The 20,274-nt window shown below is 69.4% G+C and carries 20 protein-coding genes; 12 read left to right on the top strand and 8 right to left on the bottom strand.

Annotation, left to right across the window (positions count from 1 at the left end):
- Positions 1–4: 4 nt before the first annotated feature.
- Together rplI and dnaB are read left to right on the top strand one after the other, a co-directional pair.
- A complete protein-coding gene (gene rplI / locus NS331_RS03350; RefSeq protein WP_058640602.1) occupies positions 5–457 on the top strand; it encodes a 50S ribosomal protein L9 in 453 nt (150 codons plus the stop codon).
- Positions 458–655: 198 nt separating this feature from the next.
- Positions 656–2,068 carry a replicative DNA helicase gene (gene dnaB, locus NS331_RS03345; RefSeq protein WP_058640601.1) on the top strand — a complete coding sequence of 471 codons (1,413 nt, stop codon included), beginning with the start codon at positions 656–658 and terminating at the stop codon, positions 2,066–2,068.
- Here dnaB and NS331_RS03340 read toward each other — a convergent pair.
- The 6 genes from NS331_RS03340 to NS331_RS03315 all read right to left on the bottom strand — a co-directional run bounded on the left by NS331_RS03340 (position 2,065) and on the right by NS331_RS03315 (position 6,901).
- Positions 2,065–2,811 (bottom strand): helix-turn-helix transcriptional regulator, encoded by a 747-nt coding sequence (locus NS331_RS03340; protein ID WP_058640600.1) that lies wholly within the window; start codon positions 2,809–2,811, stop codon positions 2,065–2,067. The two genes, dnaB and NS331_RS03340, sit on opposite strands and share 4 nt — an antisense overlap.
- Before the next feature lie 10 nt (positions 2,812–2,821).
- Positions 2,822–3,325: an EVE domain-containing protein gene (locus tag NS331_RS03335; protein WP_242873634.1), complete on the bottom strand. Its 504-nt coding sequence runs from the start codon at positions 3,323–3,325 to the stop codon at positions 2,822–2,824.
- 4 nt (positions 3,326–3,329) lie between these two features.
- A complete protein-coding gene (locus NS331_RS03330) occupies positions 3,330–3,701 on the bottom strand; it encodes a VOC family protein (RefSeq protein WP_058640599.1) in 372 nt (123 codons plus the stop codon).
- A gap of 158 nt (positions 3,702–3,859) precedes the next feature.
- Complete coding sequence (locus NS331_RS03325; RefSeq protein ID WP_058640598.1) at positions 3,860–5,590, bottom strand: PhoH family protein; 1,731 nt, start codon at positions 5,588–5,590, stop codon at positions 3,860–3,862.
- A 208-nt stretch (positions 5,591–5,798) separates the two neighbouring features.
- Complete coding sequence (locus tag NS331_RS03320) at positions 5,799–6,272, bottom strand: peroxiredoxin (RefSeq protein WP_058640597.1); 474 nt, start codon at positions 6,270–6,272, stop codon at positions 5,799–5,801.
- A 242-nt stretch (positions 6,273–6,514) separates the two neighbouring features.
- Positions 6,515–6,901, bottom strand: a complete 387-nt coding sequence (locus NS331_RS03315) for an Mth938-like domain-containing protein (RefSeq protein ID WP_058640596.1) — start codon at positions 6,899–6,901, stop codon at positions 6,515–6,517.
- 67 nt (positions 6,902–6,968) lie between these two features.
- Between NS331_RS03315 and NS331_RS03310 the strand changes: the two genes are divergently transcribed.
- From NS331_RS03310 to moaD, 6 genes are all read left to right on the top strand, one after another.
- On the top strand, positions 6,969–8,192 hold the full coding sequence (locus NS331_RS03310) for a pyridoxal phosphate-dependent aminotransferase (RefSeq protein ID WP_058640595.1): 1,224 nt from the start codon (positions 6,969–6,971) through the stop codon (positions 8,190–8,192).
- 65 nt (positions 8,193–8,257) lie between these two features.
- On the top strand, positions 8,258–9,580 hold the full coding sequence (locus NS331_RS03305) for a homoserine dehydrogenase (RefSeq protein WP_058640594.1): 1,323 nt from the start codon (positions 8,258–8,260) through the stop codon (positions 9,578–9,580).
- 10 nt (positions 9,581–9,590) lie between these two features.
- Complete coding sequence (gene thrC, locus NS331_RS03300; protein ID WP_058640593.1) at positions 9,591–11,009, top strand: threonine synthase; 1,419 nt, start codon at positions 9,591–9,593, stop codon at positions 11,007–11,009.
- Entirely contained in the window at positions 11,006–11,551 is a 546-nt protein-coding gene (gene mobB / locus NS331_RS03295; RefSeq protein WP_058640592.1) for a molybdopterin-guanine dinucleotide biosynthesis protein B, read from the top strand. The genes thrC and mobB overlap by 4 nt, the downstream gene beginning before the upstream one ends.
- Positions 11,544–12,833: a molybdopterin molybdotransferase MoeA gene (locus tag NS331_RS03290; protein ID WP_058640591.1), complete on the top strand. Its 1,290-nt coding sequence runs from the start codon at positions 11,544–11,546 to the stop codon at positions 12,831–12,833. The genes mobB and NS331_RS03290 overlap by 8 nt, the downstream gene beginning before the upstream one ends.
- Complete coding sequence (gene moaD / locus NS331_RS03285; protein ID WP_058640590.1) at positions 12,830–13,090, top strand: molybdopterin converting factor subunit 1; 261 nt, start codon at positions 12,830–12,832, stop codon at positions 13,088–13,090. Before NS331_RS03290 ends, moaD begins: the two co-directional genes overlap by 4 nt.
- A gap of 63 nt (positions 13,091–13,153) precedes the next feature.
- On the opposite strand, the gene dapA is transcribed toward moaD, so the two are convergent.
- Entirely contained in the window at positions 13,154–14,068 is a 915-nt protein-coding gene (gene dapA, locus NS331_RS03280; RefSeq protein ID WP_058640589.1) for a 4-hydroxy-tetrahydrodipicolinate synthase, read from the bottom strand.
- Positions 14,069–14,342: 274 nt separating this feature from the next.
- Here dapA and NS331_RS03275 point away from each other — a divergent pair, with 274 nt between their 5' ends.
- On the top strand, positions 14,343–14,822 hold the full coding sequence (locus NS331_RS03275; protein ID WP_058640588.1) for a molybdenum cofactor biosynthesis protein MoaE: 480 nt from the start codon (positions 14,343–14,345) through the stop codon (positions 14,820–14,822).
- Positions 14,823–14,957: 135 nt separating this feature from the next.
- Here the strand turns inward: NS331_RS03275 and NS331_RS03270 are convergent, their stop codons facing one another.
- Entirely contained in the window at positions 14,958–15,947 is a 990-nt protein-coding gene (locus NS331_RS03270) for a Bug family tripartite tricarboxylate transporter substrate binding protein (RefSeq protein WP_058640587.1), read from the bottom strand.
- A 195-nt stretch (positions 15,948–16,142) separates the two neighbouring features.
- Here NS331_RS03270 and clpB point away from each other — a divergent pair, with 195 nt between their 5' ends.
- The 3 genes from clpB to NS331_RS03255 all read left to right on the top strand — a co-directional run.
- A complete protein-coding gene (gene clpB / locus NS331_RS03265) occupies positions 16,143–18,764 on the top strand; it encodes an ATP-dependent chaperone ClpB (RefSeq protein ID WP_058640586.1) in 2,622 nt (873 codons plus the stop codon).
- A gap of 156 nt (positions 18,765–18,920) precedes the next feature.
- Complete coding sequence (locus NS331_RS03260; protein ID WP_242873633.1) at positions 18,921–19,268, top strand: hypothetical protein; 348 nt, start codon at positions 18,921–18,923, stop codon at positions 19,266–19,268.
- Positions 19,269–19,335: 67 nt separating this feature from the next.
- The coding region (locus tag NS331_RS03255) for an amidase family protein (RefSeq protein WP_058640625.1) at positions 19,336–20,274 on the top strand (939 nt) is incomplete at its 3' end.

Genomic DNA, 20,274 nt, shown 5'->3' with positions numbered 1-20,274 from the left:
TCCCATGCAAGTCATTCTTCTGGACAAGATCGTCAACCTCGGTGCGCTCGGCGACATCGTCAAGGTCAAGGACGGTTACGCCCGCAACTTCCTGATCCCCACCGGCCGTGCCCGCCGCGCCACCGAATCGGCCAAGGCCGAATTCGAAGCCAAGCGTGCCGAACTGGAAAAGGCCGCCGCTGCCAAGCTGGCCGAAGCCCAGTCCCAGGGCGAGAAGCTGTCCGGCTCCACCGTCAAGCTGACCCAGAAGGCCGGCGTCGACGGCCGCCTGTTCGGCTCGGTGACCAACCACGACATCGCCGACGAACTGAAGAAGTCCGGCTACGACGTGGCCAAGTCGCAGGTGCGCCTGCCCAACGGCCCGATCAAGACCGTGGGCGACACCACGGTGAGCGTGGCCCTGCACACGGACGTGGTCGTCGAGATCACCGTCACGGTCTACGGCGAAACCGCCTGATCCCGCTTCGGTAAGCGGGCGTTCGCCTCGGCGAAGGTCCGCCAGCCATCGCAACCAAGGCCGCCTCCGGGCGGCCTTGTCATTGGCGCACCGCGGGGTTATCCCGGCCTGCGCACCGCAAACCCACGGGTTGTCCCCAGACTTATCCCGTGACTCGGCTGCCATGGCGGCCTAGCATCGCTGTCTGCACCGCACGCCATGTCCGCTGTCTTTTCCCCCTTCGCTCCCAACGATCCTTCCGGCGACCGGCAGGTGGCCCAGCTGCGCGTGCCGCCGAACTCGGTGGAGGCCGAATCCAGCGTGCTGGGCGGCCTGCTGCTGGACAACAGCGCCTGGGACCGCGTGGGTGACCTGCTCACCGACGGCGACTTCTACCGCCACGAGCACAAGCTGATCTTTGCCGCCGTCGGCCAACTGATCAACGGCAACAAGCCGGCCGACGTGATCACGGTGCACGAGCACCTGCAGAACCTCGGCCAGTCCGAGGAGATGGGCGGCCTGGCCTACCTCAACTCGCTGGCGCAGTTCGTGCCGAGCGCGAGCAACATCCGCCGCTACGCCGAGATCGTGCGCGAGCGGGCGGTGCTGCGAAAGCTCATTTCCGCCGCCGACGAGATCTCCACCGCCGCCTTCAATCCGCAGGGCAAGGCCGTGGACAAGATCCTGGACGAGGCCGAGCAGAAGATCTTCAACATCGGCGAAGAGGGCTCGCGCAACAAGCAGGGCTTCCACAGCATGGACTCGCTGGTGGTGGAGCTGCTGGACCGCGTGACCGAGATGGCCGACAACCCCAACGACATCACGGGGGTGCCGACCGGCTTCTACGACTTCGACCGCATGACCTCGGGCATGCAGGCCGGCGACATGATCGTGCTGGCGGCGCGCCCGTCCATGGGCAAGACCTCGCTGGCCATCAACATCGCCGAGCACGTGGCGCTCAACGAGGGGCTGCCGGTGGCGGTGTTCTCGATGGAAATGGGCGCCTCGCAGCTGGCGGTGCGTATCGTCGGCTCGATCGGCCGCATCGACCAGGGCCACCTGCGCACCGGCAAGCTGACCGACGAGGAATGGCCGCGCCTGACCGAAGCCATCGAGAAGCTGCGCAACATCTCGCTGCACATCGACGAGACGCCCGGTTTGTCCACCAGCGAGCTGCGGGCCAATGCCCGGCGCCTGGCGCGCCAGTGCGGCCAGCTGGGGCTGATCGTGGTCGACTACCTGCAACTGATGAGCGTCTCGGGCGGCATGGCCGACGAGAACCGCGCGACGGCGGTGGGCGAGATCTCGCGGGGCCTCAAGATGCTGGCCAAGGAACTCAAGTGCCCGGTGATCGCGCTGTCGCAGCTGTCGCGCGGCGTGGAAAGCCGCACCGACAAGCGCCCGATGATGAGCGATCTGCGCGAATCCGGTGCCATCGAGCAGGACGCGGACGTGATCATGTTCATCTACCGCGACGACTACTACAACAAGGACTCCAAGGAGCCCGGCGTCGCCGAGGTGATCATCGCCAAGCAGCGGAACGGCCCGACCGGGACGGTGAAGCTGGCCTTCCTGAAGCCGCTGACCAAGTTCGAGAACCTGGCGGGCGGCTTCGGAGGCGACGACTACTAGGGTTGGGCGCGTAGCCCCTCGGCCGCGCCCACGCGCGGGCCGGCGGGGCCGAAGCCTTCCGGGCAGTTGGCTTCGATGCGCCGCCGCAGGTCGGCGAGCGTGCGACCGGCTTCGTCGCGGAAGCGCGCGTCGAGCATGCGCGCATCGTGGATGCGGTCCATGCGGAAGGTGCGGAAGTCCTCGCGCAGCTCGCACCAGGCGGCCAGCGTCCAGACCTTGCCCCAGTAGAAGCAGCCCAGCGGCCGAACCGTGCGTTCGCTCGGCGCGCCGCGCTCGTCGCGGTAGTCCAGCCAGAGCTTGCGGCGGGTCTGCAGGGCCTCCCGCAGCAGGCCGAGGTGCCCGCGCGTGGCCTCGTCCATGGCGATGGTGGGCGCATACAGCGCCAGCGATTCGGCGGCCGCCCGCGCTGCCGCGGGCAGCACCGACAGGATCTTGCCCAGCGCGGCGTCGATGTCCGCACCCAGGGCCGGATCGACCCAGCTCTGCGCCAGCCGGGCCGCGGCCACCAGGGCCCGGGCCTCGTCCTGCGAGAACATCAGCGGCGGCAGCTCGAAGCCGCTGCCCAGCCGGTAGCCCAGGCCGGCCTCGCCCTCGATGGGCACGCCCTGGTGCTGCAGGTCGGCAATGTCGCGGTAGACCGTGCGCTCGGACACCTCCAGCCGCCCCGCCAGGAAGGCGGCGGTGGTGAGCCGCCGGCCGCGGATCAACTGGACGATCTGGAACAGGCGGTCGGCGCGGCGCATGGGCAAGGGGTCAGCAAGGATCGGCGATGGGGAGGCGGGCCTGCATGGCGTCCGCGATGCGGCGCATGTCCGCCGCGCCGATCTCGAACAGGCCGAAGCGCAGCTTATAGCCCCATCCGCGGCGGTCGCGGGTGAAGTCCAGGTCGTCCATCAAGGCGGCGATGGGCACCTCCTGCGCGTCGGCGTAATGCACGTCGCGCCGCCAGGGCAGGAAGCCGCCGCCCATGTCGGCCTGGTAGGGCTCTGCCGCGGCCACCGTGCCGACCGAGACGAAGGCCTGCAGCCGGTCGCGCGCGCCGAAGCGCTTGGAGGGTGCGTAGTAGGCCACGGCATCGCCCGCCGCCAGGCGCCGCAGCGGCGCGCCGCGGCCGTGGCAGACCTGCATGAAGCCGGCAGGGCGATGGTCGCGGCCCAGGCGTGCATGCTCGGCGCTGGCCACCGCGATCCAGTGGCGCGCCGCCCGGGCGGGCGGGCTGCACGGTGGCATGAGCAGGCCGAAGGGCGGAGGCGGCATCGCTTCAGCCCTGGGCATGCAGGCCGACCACATTGCCCTCGGGATCGCGCACGAGCGCGAAGTAGCCGATGCCGGGGGCGATGAGCGTGCGCGGCGTGACGATCTGGCCACCCGCGGCCACGGCGCGGTCGAGGGCGCCCTGCACGCCCGGCTCGCAGTCCAGATACACGACGATGCCGCCCTCGGCCGGGCGATGGCCCTCGCGACGCACCAGGCAGCCGCCGGCACCGGGCTTGTCGTGCGCGAACACGACCATGAGGTCGCCGCCCACGTCCTCGGACCCGCGCATGGGACGGTCGAGCAGGCGTTCGTAGAAGCGCTGGGCGGCGGCGAGGTCGGTGACGGGAATCTCGAACCAGTTGTTGGCGTTGCGCATGGAAAGCTCCTTCCGGTGGTGTTGAACAGGAGCGTGATGCTGCGCCGGGGCTCCTGACAGCGTGTTGTCAGGAGGCACCAAGAGAAAGCCCGCGCGGCCTTGCGGCTGCGCGGGCTTTCGTTCGGGCCGTGCCGCCCGCCGCCTCAGGCGGCGCAGCGTCAGAGCACGTCGCTGGCGAAGTCGGCGAGGCGCGAGCGCTCGCCCCGCGCCAGCGTGATGTGGCCGCTGTGCGGCCAGCCCTTGAAGCGGTCCACCGCGAAGGTCAGACCCGACGAACCCTCGGTGAGGTAGGGCGTGTCGATCTGCGCCAGGTTGCCCATGCAGATGATCTTGGTGCCCGGGCCGGCGCGGGTGATCAGCGTCTTCATCTGCTTGGGCGTCAGGTTCTGCGCCTCGTCGATGATCACGTACTTGTTGAGGAAGGTGCGGCCGCGCATGAAGTTCATGCTCTTGATCTTGATCTTGGAGCGGATCAGTTCATTGGTGGCCGCACGGCCCCACTCGCCGGCGCCGCCGTTGTCGCCCTTGGCCAGGAACTCCAGGTTGTCGTCCAGTGCGCCCATCCAGGGGCCCATCTTTTCTTCTTCGGTGCCGGGCAGGAAGCCGATGTCCTCGCCCACGCTCACGGTGGCGCGGGTCATGATGATCTCGGTGTAGCGGCGGTCGTCCAGCACCTGCGTCAGGCCCGAGGCCAGGGCCATCAGCGTCTTGCCCGTGCCGGCCGTGCCGGTCAGGGTGACGAAGTCGATGTCCGGGTCCATGAGCAGGTTCATGGCAAAGTTCTGCTCGCGGTTGCGCGTGGTCACGCCCCAGACGGCGTGCTTGCCCGAGCTGTAGTCCTTGAGCGTCTTGAGCACCGCCGTCTTGTCGCGCACCTCGGTCACGCGGGCGTACATGCTGGGCTCGCCAGGGGCCTCGAAGTAGACGAACTGGTTGATGTACAGGCTGGGCACCATCGGCCCGGTGACGCGGTAGAAGGTGCTGCTGCCCGACTGCCAGCTTTCCACGGCCTTGCTCTGGCGGGTCCAGAAGTCGGCCGGCAACGCGAGCGAGCCGGAATAGAGCAGGTCACCGTCTTCCAGCGCCTTGTCGTTCTGGTAGTCGTCCGCGTCCAGGCCCAGCGCACGGGCCTTGACCCGCATGTTGATGTCCTTGGACACCAGCACCACCTCGCGCTGGTCCGGGCCCTTGTTCTTCTCGTGCAGCGTGCGCAGCGCCTGCACCACGCCCAGGATCTGGTTGTCCGCCTTGCCCTGCGGCAGGCTGGTGGGCAGCTGGTAGTCCAGCGGCTGCGTCTGGAAGAACAGGCGGCCGCCCGCTTCCTTGTGGCCGGTGGTGTCGAGCTTGAGCCCCTCGCGCATGTCGGCGCCTTGCGCGGCGGCCAGGGCGTCGAGCGTGCGGCTGGCCTGGCGGCCGTTGCGCGCAACTTCGGTGGTGCCCTTCTTGTGGCCGTCGAGCTCCTCCAGCACGATCATCGGCAGGTAGATGTCGTGTTCCTCGAAGCGGAACAGGCAGGTCGGGTCGTGCAGCAGCACGTTGGTGTCGAGCACGAAGAGGCGCTTGGGGCCGGTCTTGCGGGCGCTGCGCTTGGCGCGTGCCGGCGCGGGCGCTTCCGCACGGCTGGCGAGCGGCGCGGGCGGCAGCGGTGCCACGGGTTCGGGCTGGCGCGCCACCACGGGTGCGGCCGTGGGGGCGGGGACCGCGACAGGCGCCGGGCCGCCGGCGTCGGGCAACTGGCGGTCGTCGAACAGCGTGGGAGATTCTTTCCGCGCGTCCGTCTGCCGTTCAGCCGAAGTACGGCGCGCCTTGGGGGCGGCGCGGGCCGGCGCGTCGAGCGCTTCCGGCGAGAGCAGGGCTGCACGCTTGGTCGGGGCGGGAGGCAGGGGCATGGAGGATCAGACTCGCTGAAAAAGGCGCCGGCTGGCGCGGGAGGGGCCAAAAAACGAAAAAGCCGCCTGGAAACCCAGAGCGGCTTGGATGGGGGAGACGGGGGTCGGTAGCGGATGGCTCAAGACCATGTGGCCATTATGCACACCGCTCCTGACCGCCTGCGTGACGGACATTGCCGCGTGGGCAACCTCCGCATCAGGCGGCAATTCAGGCCTTCTTCAGCGCCTTCACTTCCTTGAGCACCTCGTCCACGTGGCCGGGCACCTTGAGGCCGCGCCACTCGGCCTTGAGCACGCCGTCGGGACCGATCAGGAAGGTGCTGCGCTCGATGCCCTTGACCTTCTTGCCGTACATGATCTTGTTCTTGACCACGCCGAACATGTGGCACATCTTCTCTTCGGTGTCCGCGATCAGCTCGAAGGGCAGTTCCAGCTTGGCCTTGAACTCGTCGTGCGACTTCATGTTGTCGCGCGAGACGCCGAACACGACGGCACCGGCCTTCACGAAATCCTTGTAGTGGTCGCGGAACTGCATGGCCTCGGTGGTGCAGCCGGGTGTGTTGTCCTTGGGGTAGAAGTACAGCACGACGGTCTGGCCGAGGTGGGACGTGTTCGAGACCTTGATTCCGCCGGTGGCGCTGGCATCGAATTCGGGAATGGGTTTGTTGACAACGATCGCCATGAAACTTGTAATCTCCGCTCTGGGTTCCCGAGAAGTGACGCAAAACCGGGCACGCTGAGCAAGCGTCGCCATGCGCCCGGCGTTTTCGAGGTCACGCCAAAGCTGCACGAAGAGGCTCACGCGGTGCTGGAATCCACATGCCGAATTCCAGCGCTCGCTCCTGCTGGAATTGCTGCGCTTTCCCACTTTCCACAATTGGACGCGGTCCGGTCGGCAATCGCCGATTTTATCCGGATTGCCCGTCAGCGGATAGCGGTACGTGCTTCCAGAAGAAGGGCGGCCACGACGTGGCGCCCCTCGCCGGCCAGGATGTTGTAGGTGCGGCACGCGGCCGCGGTGTCCATGGTCTCCACGCCGGTGCCGGCCGCGATCAGCGGCGCGATCCAGGCCGGCCGCGGAAAGCGGATGCGCTCGCCACTGCCGAAGATCACCACTTCGGCCTTGAGCGCCGCCAACTGCGCGAAATGCTCGGCCGTCAGGGCGTCGTAGTCCTCGCAGGGCCAGCCGAAGCGCTCGTTGCGCGAGCCCACCACGACGCTGCTGTCGACCCGCTCGCCGTTGATCGCGACCCAGCCCGGCCCGGTGCCGGTGACGGTCTGGACGTCGTGTTTGTCGGGCTGGAGCTTCATCGGTCCTGGGCTTTCATCTGTGTTCCAATTGTAGGTTTCCCCTTTAGCGGCGCCCCTCGGAGGGACTTTGAAAGCGATCAAGAAATCGGCCAAGCTGGCCCATGTGCTGTACGACATCCGCGGCCCCATCATGGACGCGGCCAAGCAGATGGAGGAAGAGGGCCAGAAGATCATCAAGCTGAACATCGGCAACCTCGCGCCGTTCGGCTTCGACGCCCCCGAAGAGGTGCAGCAGGACATGATCCGCCACCTGCCGGCGTCGGCGGGCTACTCCGACAGCAAGGGCATCTTCGCGGCGCGCAAGGCGGTGATGCACTACACCCAGCAGCAGGGCATCGCCGGCGTCACGCTGGAGGACATCTACCTGGGCAACGGCGCCAGCGAGCTGATCGCCATGGCCACCAACGCGCTGCTGGACGACGGGGATGAGCTGCTGCTGCCCGCGCCCGACTATCCGCTGTGGACGGCGGTCACCAGCCTGTCGGGCGGCAAGCCGGTGCACTACCTGTGCGACGAGGCCAACCAGTGGATGCCCGACCTGGACGACATCCGCGCCAAGATCACGCCGCGCACCAAGGGCATCGTGGTGATCAACCCCAACAACCCAACGGGCGTGGTCTACAGCGACGAGTTGCTCAAGGGCCTGGTGGAGATCGCCCGCGAGCACGAACTGGTGCTGCTGGCCGACGAGGTCTACGACAAGGTGCTGTACGACGGCATCCGACACACGGCGCTGGGCAGCCTGTCGACCGACGTGCTGACGCTGACCTTCAATTCGCTGTCCAAGAGCTACCGCTCCTGCGGCTACCGGGCGGGCTGGATGGTGGTTTCGGGCGACAAGCGCGCTGCCAGCGACTACATCGAAGGCCTGAACATGCTGGCCAACATGAAGCTGTGCTCCAACGTGCCGGGCCAGTGGGCCATCCAGACGGCGCTGGGCGGCTACCAGAGCATCAACGAACTGGTCGGTCCCGGCGGCCGGCTGCGCCGCCAGCGCGACCTGGCCTACGACCTGATCACGTCCATTCCCGGCGTGAGCTGCGTGCGGCCGCAGGCGGCGCTGTACATGTTCCCGCGGCTCGATCCCAAGGTCTATCCCATCGCGGACGACCGGCAGTTCTTCCTGGAGCTGCTCAAGGAAACCCGCGTGATGCTGGTGCAGGGCACCGGCTTCAACTTTCCCGACCAGCAGCATTTCCGCATCGTCTTCCTGCCGCACGAGGACGACCTGCGCGAGGCCATCGGCCGCATCGAGCGCTTCCTGGCGCGCTACCGCCAGCGCCACGCCTGAGCGCCCTTGCGCGCTGCGCATCCAGATGAACGAAGAGGGAGTGACCCGCTATGACGACTGAATCCATGAAACCCATCCAGGTCGGCCTGCTCGGCATCGGCACCGTGGGCAGCGGCACCTTCGAGGTGCTGCGCCGCAATCAGGAAGAGATCCGCCGCCGCGCCGGCCGCGGCATCGAGATCGCCATGGTGGCCGACCTCGACACCGAGCGCGCGCGCCGCGTGGTCGGCGATGGCGTGAAGGTGGTGGGCGACGCGCGCGAGGTGATCGCCAATCCCGAGATCGACATCGTGATCGAGCTGATCGGCGGCTACGGCATCGCCAAGGCGCTGGTGCTGGAGGCCATCGCGGCCGGCAAGCACGTGGTCACCGCCAACAAGGCGCTGCTGGCCGTGCACGGCACCGAGATCTTCGCGGCCGCCCACCAGCGCGGCGTGATGGTGGCCTTCGAGGCCGCGGTGGCCGGCGGCATCCCGATCATCAAGGCGCTGCGCGAAGGCCTGACGGCCAACCGCATCGAATGGATCGCCGGCATCATCAACGGCACCACCAACTTCATCCTGTCGGAGATGCGGGACAAGGGCCTGGACTTCGGCACCGTGCTGAAGGAAGCGCAGCGCCTGGGCTATGCCGAGGCCGACCCCACCTTCGACATCGAAGGTGTGGACGCCGCCCACAAGCTCACGCTGATGAGCGCCATCGCCTTCGGTGTGCCGGTGCAGTTCGACAAGGCCTACGTCGAGGGCATCACGCAGTTGGCTGCGCAGGACATCAAGTACGCCGAGCAGCTCGGCTACCGCATCAAGCTGCTGGGCGTGACGCGCCGCACCGACAAGGGCATCGAATTGCGTGTGCATCCCACGCTGGTGCCGGCCAAGCGCCTGCTGGCCAATGTGGAAGGCGCGATGAACGCCGTCGTCGTGCACGGCGATGCCGTCGGCACCACGCTGTACTACGGCAAGGGCGCGGGCAGCGAGCCCACCGCCAGTGCCGTGATCGCCGACCTGGTGGACATCACCCGCCTGCACTCGGCCGACGTGCAGCACCGCGTGCCCTACCTGGCTTTCCATCCGCAGTCGATGAGCGACCTGCCGGTGCTGCCGATGAGCGAGGTCACCAGCAGCTACTACCTGCGCCTGCGCGTCGCCGACCAGGCGGGCGTGCTGGCCAAGGTGACCGGCCTGCTGGCCACGGCCGGCATCAGCATCGACGCCGTGCTGCAGCGCGAGGCCGAAGATGTGGGCGGCGAAGGCTCCACCGACACCGACCTGATCATCCTGACCCACGACGCGCGTGAAGGCGCCGTCGACAGCGTGATCGCCGAGCTGCAGGCGCTGCCCACGGTGCTGGCACCGGTGGTGCGCCTGCGCAAGGAAGAACTGCGCTGACCACGACGCGATGAACTACCTCTCCACCCGCGGCGACCCGACGCCCCGCAAGTTCTGCGAAATCCTGCTCGAAGGTCTGGCGCCCGATGGCGGCCTGTACCTGCCCGAGCGCTATCCGCAGGTCGATGCGGACATGCTGGCCCGCTGGCGCACGCTGGCCTACCACGAACTGGCCTTCGAGATCCTCTCGCTCTACATCGACGACATCCCGGCCGAGGACCTGCGCGCCCTGTGCGCGAAGACGTACACCGAAGAGGTGTTCGGCAGCGCCGACATCACGCCGCTGCGCGAGCTGGAAGACGGCGTCTACCTCGAGGGCCTGTCCAACGGCCCCACGCTCGCCTTCAAGGACATGGCGATGCAGCTGCTGGGCAACCTGTTCGAGTACGAACTGGGCCGCCGCGGCGAGCAGCTCAACATCCTGGGCGCGACCAGCGGCGACACCGGCAGCGCGGCCGAGTACGCCATGAAGGGCAAGAAGGGCGTGCGCGTCTTCATGACCTCGCCCGACGGCCGCATGAGCCCCTTCCAGCAGGCGCAGATGTTCAGTCTGCAGGACGCCAACATCCACAACATCGCCATCGCCGGCGTGTTCGACGACTGCCAGGACATCGTCAAGGCGGTGAGCAACGACCTGGCCTTCAAGCGCGAGTACCGCATCGGCACCGTCAATTCGATCAACTGGGCGCGCCTGCTGGCCCAGGTAGTGTACTACTTCAAGGGCTGGATCGAGGCCACGGGCCCGCAAGGCGGCGAGGTGAGCTTTACCGTGCCCTCCGGCAACTTCGGCAACGTCTGCGCCGGCCACGTGGCGCGCATGATGGGCCTGCCGATCCGCAAGCTGGTGGTGGCCACCAACGAGAACGACGTGCTGGACGAGTTCTTCCGTACCGGCGTCTACCGCGTGCGCGGCGCCGCCGACACGCACGAGACCTCCAGCCCGTCCATGGACATCAGCAAAGCCAGCAACTTCGAGCGCTTCGTGTTCGACCTGCTGGGCCGCGACGGCGCGCGCACCAAGGCGCTGTTCCAGGACGCGCTGGCGCGCGAGGGCCAGTTCGACCTGAGCACCGACCCAGTCTTCGCCGATGCGGCCGGCCGCTTCGGCTTCCGCTCCGGTCGCAGCACGCATGCCGACCGTCTGGCGACCATCCGCGACACCGACGAGCGCTTCGCCGTGCTCATCGACACCCACACGGCCGACGGCCTGAAGGTGGCGCGCGAGCACGTCGAGCCGGGCGTGCCCATGGTCGTCCTCGAGACGGCGCTGCCCATCAAGTTCGCCGCCACCATCGTCGAAGCCCTCGGCCGCGAGCCGGACCGGCCGGCCAGGTTCGACGGCATCGAGTCCCTGCCCAAACGCGTGGTGCGCCTGCCGGCCGATGCCGAGCAGGTCAAGCGCTACATCGCCGAGCATTGCGCCGCATGAAGGTCGTGGTCTTTGCCGGCTACTCCGGGGCGGGCAAGACCACGCTGGTCGAGCGGGTCATCGCCGAACTGCGCCAGCGCGGGCAGCGCGTGTCGGTCATCAAGCATGCGCATCACAAGTTCGACATCGACCATCCCGGCAAGGACAGCTGGCGCCACCGCCAGGCCGGCGCCTTCGAGGTGCTCGTCGCCTCCGACCGGCGCATGGCGCTGATGCGCGAATACGAGCAGCCGGCCGAGCCGGACGTGCACCGCCTGCTGGCCGAGCTGTGGGACGGCGTGGACTGGGTGCTGGTCGAAGGCTTCAAGCACTGCGACCTGCCCAAGATCGAGGTCATGCGCCGCATCGAGCCGGGCCAGGCGCCGCGCCCGGCGCTCTACCCGCAGGACGGCGCCGTGTGCGCCATCGCCACCGACACGAAAGACAACCTGCCGCAGCCCACCGGCCTGCCGATGTTCGACCTCGACGACGCGGCCGGCGTGGCGCAATGGCTGCTCGCCAGCGGCGAGCGCTTCGTCTACGAGCCCGACCACCATGCCTGACGCCAACGCCAACCCCGCCGGTCGCCGCCCCCTGATGCCGCTGGACGAGGCGCTCGCGCGCCTGCTGGCCCAGGCGCAGCCGCTCGCCGCCATCGAGGACTGCAACACCTTCGACGCCGACGGCCGCGTGCTGGCGAAGGACCTGATCGCCGCGCTGACGGTGCCCCCGACCGACAACAGCGCCATGGACGGCTATGCGGTGCGCACGGCCGACTGCGCGGCGCCGGGCGCCGAACTGCGCGTGGCGCAGCGCATCCCGGCCGGCAGCACCGGCGAACCCCTGGCAGCGGGTACGGCGGCGCGCATCTTCACTGGCGCGCCCATCCCGCAAGGTGCAGACGCGGTGGTCATGCAGGAAGACACCGAAGCCCTGGCCGAAGACGGCAGCCTGGGCCGGGTGCGCGTGCAGGCCGTGCCGCAGGCCGGCCAATGGATCCGCCGCGCCGGCGAGGACGTGCAGCGCGGCAGCGTGGTGCTGACCGCCGGCCAGCGCCTCACGCCGCAGGCCCTGGGCCTGGCGGCCAGCATCGGCTTCGCCACGTTGCCGGTGCGCCGCCGGCCGCGGGTGGCGATGCTCTCCACCGGCGACGAACTGGTCATGCCCGGCACCATCGCGCCCGAGGCCATGCCGCCCGGCGCCATCTACAACTCCAACCGCTTCTTCCTGCGCGCGCTGTTGCTGCGCATGGGCTGCGAGGTGCAGGACCTGGGCCTGGTGCCCGACCGGCTGGAGGCCACCATCGACGGCCTGCGCGCCGCCGCCTCGCAGAACGACCTGATCATCACCACCGGCGGCGTGTCCGTCGGCGAGGAAGACCACGTGAAGGCCGCCGTGCAGTCGCTCGGCACGCTGGAGCACTGGGCGCTGGCCATCAAGCCGGGCAAGCCCTTCGCCTGCGGCACCATCGCGCGGCCGGCCATCGAAGAAGGCGGGCGCGACCTGTGCCACGTCTGCGGGCTGCCGGGCAACCCGGTCTCGAGCTTCATGACCTTCCTGCTGCTGGTGCGGCCCTTCCTGATGGCGCTGCTGGGCGCGCGCCACACCGTGCCGGCCGCGGTGCAGATGATGGCGGGCTTCGACTGGCCGCGGCCCGACCGGCGGCGCGAGTTCCTGCGCGCGCGCATCGGGGCCGACGGCCGGCTCGAACTCTTCGCCAACCAGAGCTCGGGCGTGCTCACCTCCACCGTGTGGGGCGACGGCGTGATCGACAACCCCGGCGGCCAGGCCATCGCGGCCGGCGACACGGTGCGCTTCATTCCCTTCTCGGCGTGGCTGGCATGAGCGACAAGACCGTGCAGCTGCGCTACTTCGCCTCGATCCGCGAGACGCTCGGGCGCGGCGAGGAAAGCGCGCAGACCACCGCGGCGACGCTCGGCGCGCTGCGCGACGAACTGATCGCGCGCGGCGAGCCTTACGCCTCGGCACTGGCGCGCGGCCGCGCGGTGCGCATGGCGGTCGACCAGCTGATGGCGAAGGAGGACGCCGCCCTGCGCGACGGCGCAGAGGTCGCCTTCTTCCCGCCGGTCACCGGCGGCTGAGCCTGCAGACCGGGCCGCCTCCACGCGCACCGACCGCCCACGGCGTCCGCCCACAGGCCACGATCAGCCCGCCGCGTCCACCGCGGCATCCAGCGCCTGCAGGCGGGCGCACAGCGCCTCGCTCGCCGCCGTCATCGGCGCACGCAACACCGCGGCCATCTCGCCGCGGGCCGCCAGCAGCGCCTTCATCGGGCCGGGATTGGGCTCGGCGAACAGCGCCTCCATCAGCGGCAGCAGCGGCTGCCACAGCGCCCGCGCCTCGGCCAGCCGGTCGTCGCGCAGCAGCGCGATCACGCGGGCGAGGCGGGCCGTGTGCACGTGGGCACTCGCCGCGATGGCGCCGGCGCCGCCTTCGGCCACCGTCGCGAAGATGTTCGCGTCCTCGCCCGCCAGCACCTGCAAGCGGCCGTCGGCGATCAGGGCGCGGGTCTTGTCCGCGTCGCCGCCGCAGTCCTTGATGCCGGCGATGCGGGGATGGGCGGCCAGCGCCAGCAAGGTCTCGCGCGCGAGCGTGCTGCCGGTGCGGTAGGGAATGTCGTAGATCAGCACCGGCGCCGGGCTCCGGTCCGCCAGCTGGCCGAACCAGTCCAGCAGGCCGGCCTGCGACGGACGGATGTAGACCGGCGCCGGCAGCAGCACGCCGGCCAGCCCGGCGCCCGCCAGGCTGCCCAGCCGCGCCGCCGTGCGGCCCAGGTGATGGCCCGACACGCCCATGATGCGGCGCACGCCCGGCGCGGCCTCCGCCACAGTGGCCAGCACCGCGTCCTGCTCCGGCTCGTCGAGGGCGGCCGCCTCGCCGGTGGAGCCGCAGACCACGAAGCCGGCGATGGGCGCCGCCGCGAGGCGCCGCGCCAGGGCGGCCAGGGCCGCATGGTCCACCGCGCCATCGGCACGGAAGGGCGTGACGAGGGCGACCCACAGGCCCGAGAAGTCGGGCGGGGTGGGGTCGGCGACGGAAGAGGAGGGAAGGGACGGCACGTGCTTTTTCCTTGGCAACGAGGGGTCCGACCGAGGACGGACCGGCGAAGGATGTGCGTGCGGGGAAACGGGCGGGCCACTGCTGCGGCCCCCGGCTGCCGTGTCGCTCATCCGACGACGGCAGCCGCAGCTCCGGTCAGATGAGCTGGACTTTTTTGGCTTTGGCCGCGGCGTGCGGCGTCCTGCCGCCGGCGGGACGCCGGGCGTTCGGGGACGAGAGCATGCGCAGGGCCATGGGGCGCGAGTCTAAACGGCGGCGCGGCAGAATGTGCGCATGACCGTTGCCCCGCGCGTGCGCATCCAGACCCAGGACTTCGACCTTTCCGCCGAGGTGGCGCAATTGCGGGCCGGCCAGGCGGGCATCGGCGCCGTGTGCTCCTTCGTCGGCACCGTGCGCGACCACAGCGAGGGCAGCACCGTGGCGGCGATGACGCTGGAGCACTATCCGGGCATGACCGAGTCGTCCATCGAGGCCATGATCGACGAGGCGCACCGCCGCTTCGACATCCTGGGCGCGCGGGTGGTGCACCGTGTGGGCCCGCTGGCGCCCACGGACCAGATCATGATGGTGGCGGTGGTCTCGGCCCACCGCGGCCAGAGCTTCCAGGCCTGCGAGTTCCTGATGGACTACCTCAAGACGCAGGCGCCGTTCTGGAAGAAGGAGTCCACGCCCGAAGGGGCCCGCTGGGTCGATGCCCGCGTGAGCGACGACGACGCGCTGGCGCGCTGGGGCCTGCACCTGCCCAACGCCTGAGGAATGGGGCGTTGTGCCCCGGATCGATGCCGCGGGCGACAAAAAAGCCCCGCGGCGTTGCGCCGGGGGCTGGTGGGGCCAGGGCCGCGTCTGCTTCGCTCCGGCGCGGCGAGGCCCTGTGCGGGCCTCGTCCACTCATTGCGGCTGGAAGCCGCTCGCCTTGATGATGCCTTCCCAGGTCTGGGTGTAGCTGCGCACGCGGCCGGCGAACTGGCCTTGCGACTCGTAGTTGACGTGCAGGCCCATGTCGCTGAGCTTCTTCTTGGTGTCGGGCTGGGCCAGCACCTTCTGCAGCGCGGCGCCGAACTTGTCGACGACGGGCTGCGGCGTGCCCACCGGCGCGAAGACGCCGTACCAGGGATAGTCGGCCAGGTTGTCGAAGCCCAGTTCGGTGAAGGTGGGCACCTGCGGCAGCAGCGGATCGCGCTTGGCGCCCACGGCCGCCACCACGCGGACCTTGCCGGTGCGCTGCAGCTCCATCAGGTCGGGCACGCCGGCGATGCCCGCGGCGATCTGGTTGCCCATCATGTCCGCCAGCAGCGGTGCGCCGCCGCGGTAGGGCGCGGCCTGCACGTCGATGCCGTACTTCTTGCCGATGAGTTGGGTCAGGAACACGGGGATGGAGCCGGGCGCCGGCACGCCGATGGAGTCCTTGCCGTCCTTCTTGGTCTTGACCCAGTTGACGTACTCCTGGATGTTGTTGGCCGGCGTGCCGCCCGAGACGGCCAGCACGTTGGCAAAGGTGGCGATGCCGGCCACGGGCGTGAAGTCGGTGGCGGGGTTGAAGCCGGGGTTCTTGGTCACGGCCGGCAGGATCGAGATCGTGTGGTCGTGTGAGACGAAGAAGGTGTGGCCGTCGGCCGGCGAGTTCTTCAGCAGTTGCGCGGCGATCTGGCCGCCGGCGCCGGCGCGGTTCTCGACCACCACCGGCGCGCCCAGTTCGTCCTTGAGCTTGTCGGCGATGGTGCGGGCCAGGGCATCGGTGCCGGCGCCGGCCGGAAAGCCGACCAGCAGGCGGATCGGCGTGCTGGTCTGCGCCTGGGCGATGCCGGCCACGGCCAGCAGCGCGCCCAGGGCGAGGGTGCGGCGCACAAGGCCCAGGCGGGAGAGAGACGGAAGGGACATGGGGAAGCTCCAGAGAAAAGGCGAGGGTACCCAAAACGCATGCAGGATTCGGGCCTGTTGTTGTCGCAATGGTTCACGGTTTCACCAATGGATCAGAAGCGAACTTTGAGCCAGCACGTGGTTTGACGCCGCGCCGGGCTTGAATCGCCGGCCGGGGGCCCAATCTCCCTCCCAATACGGAGGTTTTGCACCACCATGCGCCAAGACAAACTCACCACCAAATTCCAGGAAGCCCTGGTCGATGCCCAATCGCTCGCCCTCGGCAATGACAACGCCTACATCGAACCCGTGCATCTGCTGCTCGCCATGCTGCGGCAGTCCGACGGCCCACGTCCGCTGCTCGAGCGGGCCGGCGTCAACGTCTCCGGGCTCAGCCAGGCGGCCGAGCAGGCCGTCAAGAATCTGCCGCAGGTGCAGGGCACCGACGGCGTACAGGTCGGCCCCGAACTGGGCCGGCTGCTGCAGGCCACCGAGAAGGAAGCCATCAAGCGCGGCGACCAGTTCATCGCCAGCGAGCTCTACCTGCTGGCCGTGGCCGATGCCAAGGGCAGCGTGGGCGACATCGCCCGCCAGAACGGCCTGACCCGCAAGTCGCTGGAGGCCGCCATCGACGCCGTGCGCGGCGGCCAGTCGGTCAACAGCGCCGACGCCGAAGGCCAGCGCGAGGCACTCAAGAAGTACACGCTGGACCTCACCGAGCGGGCCCGCATCGGCAAGCTCGACCCGGTCATCGGCCGCGACGAGGAAATCCGCCGCGCGATTCAGGTGCTGCAGCGCCGCAGCAAGAACAACCCGGTGCTGATCGGCGAGCCCGGCGTGGGCAAGACCGCCATCGTCGAGGGCCTGGCCCAGCGCATCGTGGCGGGCGAGGTGCCCGACTCGCTCAAGGGCAAGCGCGTGCTCTCGCTCGACCTGGCCGCACTGCTGGCCGGCGCCAAGTTCCGCGGCGAGTTCGAGGAGCGGCTGAAGAACGTGCTGAACGAGCTGGCCAAGGAAGAGGGCCAGTCCATCGTCTTCATCGACGAGATCCACACCATGGTCGGCGCCGGCAAGGCCGAGGGCGCCATGGACGCCGGCAACATGCTCAAGCCCGCCCTGGCGCGCGGCGAACTGCACTGCATCGGCGCCACCACGCTCGACGAATACCGCAAGTACATCGAAAAGGATGCCGCCCTGGAGCGCCGCTTCCAGAAGATCCTGGTGGGCGAGCCCAGCGTGGAGGACACCATCGCCATCCTGCGCGGCCTGCAGGAGAAGTACGAGGTGCACCACGGCGTGGAGATCACCGACGCGGCCATCGTGGCGGCGGCCGAGCTGTCCAACCGCTACATCACCGACCGCTTCCTGCCCGACAAGGCCATCGACCTGATCGACGAGGCCGCGGCCAAGATCAAGATCGAGATCGACTCCAAGCCCGAGCAGATGGACCGGCTGGACCGGCGCCTGATCCAGCTCAAGATCGAGCGCGAGGCCATGAAGAAAGAGACCGACGAGGCCTCCATCCGCCGGCTCGAACTGCTCGACCAGGAGGTCGATAAGGTGCAGAAGGAGTATTCGGACCTGGAAGAAATCTGGATGTCCGAGAAGGCTGCGGCGCAGGGCTCGGCGCAGATCAAGGAAGAGATCGACAAGCTGCGCTTCCAGATCGAGGAATCCACCCGCAAGGGCGACTTCAACAAGGTTGCCGAGATCCAGTACGGCCGCCTGCCGGAGCTGGAGAAGCGGCTGAAGGAAGCCCAGGACAAGGAAGCCGGCGCCGACGGCAAGGGCAGCGGCAACCGCCTGCTGCGCACCGAGGTGGGCGCCGAAGAGATCGCCGAGGTCGTCTCGCGTTCCACCGGCATTCCGGTGTCCAAGATGATGCAGGGCGAGCGCGAGAAGCTGCTGCGCATGGAAGACAAGCTGCATGAGCGCGTGGTGGGCCAGGACGAGGCCATCACCGCGGTGGCCAATGCCATCCGGCGCTCGCGCTCGGGCCTGTCCGACCCGAACCGGCCGACCGGCTCCTTCCTCTTCCTCGGCCCCACGGGCGTGGGCAAGACCGAGCTGTGCAAGGCGCTGGCGGGTTTCCTGTTCGACAGCGAGGACCACCTGATCCGCATCGACATGAGCGAGTTCATGGAGAAGCATTCGGTGAGCCGGCTGATCGGCGCGCCCCCGGGCTACGTGGGCTACGACGAAGGCGGCTACCTGACCGAGGCCGTGCGCCGCAAGCCCTACAGCGTGGTGCTGCTCGACGAGATGGAGAAGGCCCATCCGGACGTGTTCAACATCCTGCTGCAGGTGCTGGACGATGGCCGCCTGACCGACGGCCAGGGCCGCACCGTGGACTTCAAGAACACGGTGATCGTGATGACCAGCAACATCGGCTCGCCGATCATCCAGGCGATGGCGGGACGCGACCAGCAGGAGGTCAAGGACGCGGTGTGGGACGAGCTGCGCAACCACTTCCGCCCCGAGTTCCTGAACCGGATCGACGAGACGGTGGTGTTCCACGGCCTGGACGCGAAGAACATCGAGGCCATCGCCGCGATCCAGCTGGAGGTGCTCAAGGCGCGCCTGGCCAAGCTGGAGATCGGCCTGGACGTGGCGCCGGCCGCCCTGGCCGAGATCGCCAAGGTGGGCTTCGACCCGGTGTTCGGTGCGCGGCCGCTCAAGCGGGCGATCCAGCAGCGCATCGAGAACCCGCTGTCGAAGCTGCTGCTGGAAGGCCGCTTCGGGCCGAAGGACGAGGTGCGCGTCACCGTGGACCCGATCCGCGAGCCGGGCGCCTTCCACTTCGCCAAGGCGGGCGAGGCGGCCGAGGCCGCGGCCTGAGATCGCGCGGCGGCCCGGCGTGTCGCGGATGTCGCCCCTGGCCCGCGCCCCATCGGGGCGCGGGCCTTCTTTTTTGGCTGCGTCGGCGGCCGATGCTTCTTTTCAATTCGTATCGATGCGGAACCCTCGCGGATGCCGGTCGACTAAGCTTTCATGATGAACTTCCTGATCCGTCTCGTCCTCGTGTTCCTCGGCCTCGTCTTCGCGGCGAGCCTCGCCGTGGTGGCGCTGCTGCTGGCACTGGGCTGGATGGTTCACAGCGCCTGGGCGCGGCTCACCGGCAAGCCCGTGTCGCCGCTGGGGGCGGCCGCCTTTGGCGGCCGCTTCGACCCGCGTGCCGGCTTCGAGCGCTTCCGCGCCGCGGCCGAGGCCCGCAAGCCTGCCCGCTCCGCGGCCGACGAGATGGCGGCCCGTGCCCGGGGCGAACTGGTGCCCGCCGGCCGCCGCGGCTTCGGTGCCGACGTCAGCGACGTGAGCGCGAAGCCGGCGGGGCGCGAAGACTGAGCGGCACCGGGCCGCGCGGGGCCCGTTGGGCCACCGAGGCAAGCAGGGGCGTGCTAGAAACGCCCGCATGACTTTTCTTCCCCCTCTCGCCGAATTGCGCCAGCGCATCGCCGCTGGCGCGCTCACGCATGAAGCGCTGATCGAGCAGGTGCTCGACGGCGCGTCGGCCCCCGAGGCGGCCCATGTGTTCACCCGCCTTTACCCGGAGGCCGCACGCGCCGCCGCCCGCCATGCGGATGCGATGCAGGCCGCCGGCGTGCCGCTGCCGCCGCTGGCCGGGCTGCCGGTGTCGGTCAAGGACCTCTACGACGTGGCCGGCGAAACCACGCTCGCCGGCTCGGTGGTGTGCGAGGGTGAGGCGCCCGCCGCGCGCGATGCCGCGGCGGTCGCCCGCCTGCGGCGGCAGGGCGCGGCCATCGTCGGCAAGACCAACATGACCGAGTTCGCCTTCTCCGGCGTGGGCATCAACCCGCACCGCGGCACGCCGCGCAACCCGGCCGATGCGCAGGTGGCGCGCATCCCGGGCGGCTCCTCCAGCGGTGCGGCCGTGTCGGTGGCGTTGGGACTGGCCGTGGGCGCGCTGGGTTCGGACACCGGCGGCTCCATCCGCATCCCGGCCGCGCTGTGCGGGCTGGTGGGCTTCAAGAACACGCAGCGCCGTACGCCCCGCGACGGTGCCTTCGAGCTGGCCCGTTCGCTGGACACCGTTTGCGCCATGGCGCGCACGGTGGAAGACTGCCTCGCCATGGACAGTGCCATCGCCGACGCGCCGCTGGCCGTGCGCCGCCGCGACGGCGTGGCCGGACTGCGTCTGGCGGTGCCCCGTGCGCTGATGTTCGACGGCGCCGAACCGGCCGTGGGGCGGGCCGTCGAGCGTGCCCTGGCGCGCCTGTCGGCCGCCGGCGCCCTCGTGGTCGAGCTGCCGCTGAACGAACTGGCCGAGATCGCGCGCATCAACGCCCCCGGTGGCTTCTCGCCCGTGGAGGCGGCGGCCGACAGGCGCGCC

Origin of the sequence: Pseudacidovorax intermedius (assembly GCF_001476815.1) — a bacterium.
Classification (GTDB): domain Bacteria; phylum Pseudomonadota; class Gammaproteobacteria; order Burkholderiales; family Burkholderiaceae_C; genus Xenophilus; species Xenophilus intermedius_A.
Note: the sequence above shows the minus strand (reverse complement) of the source record. Positions and strands in the feature narration are given on the sequence as shown.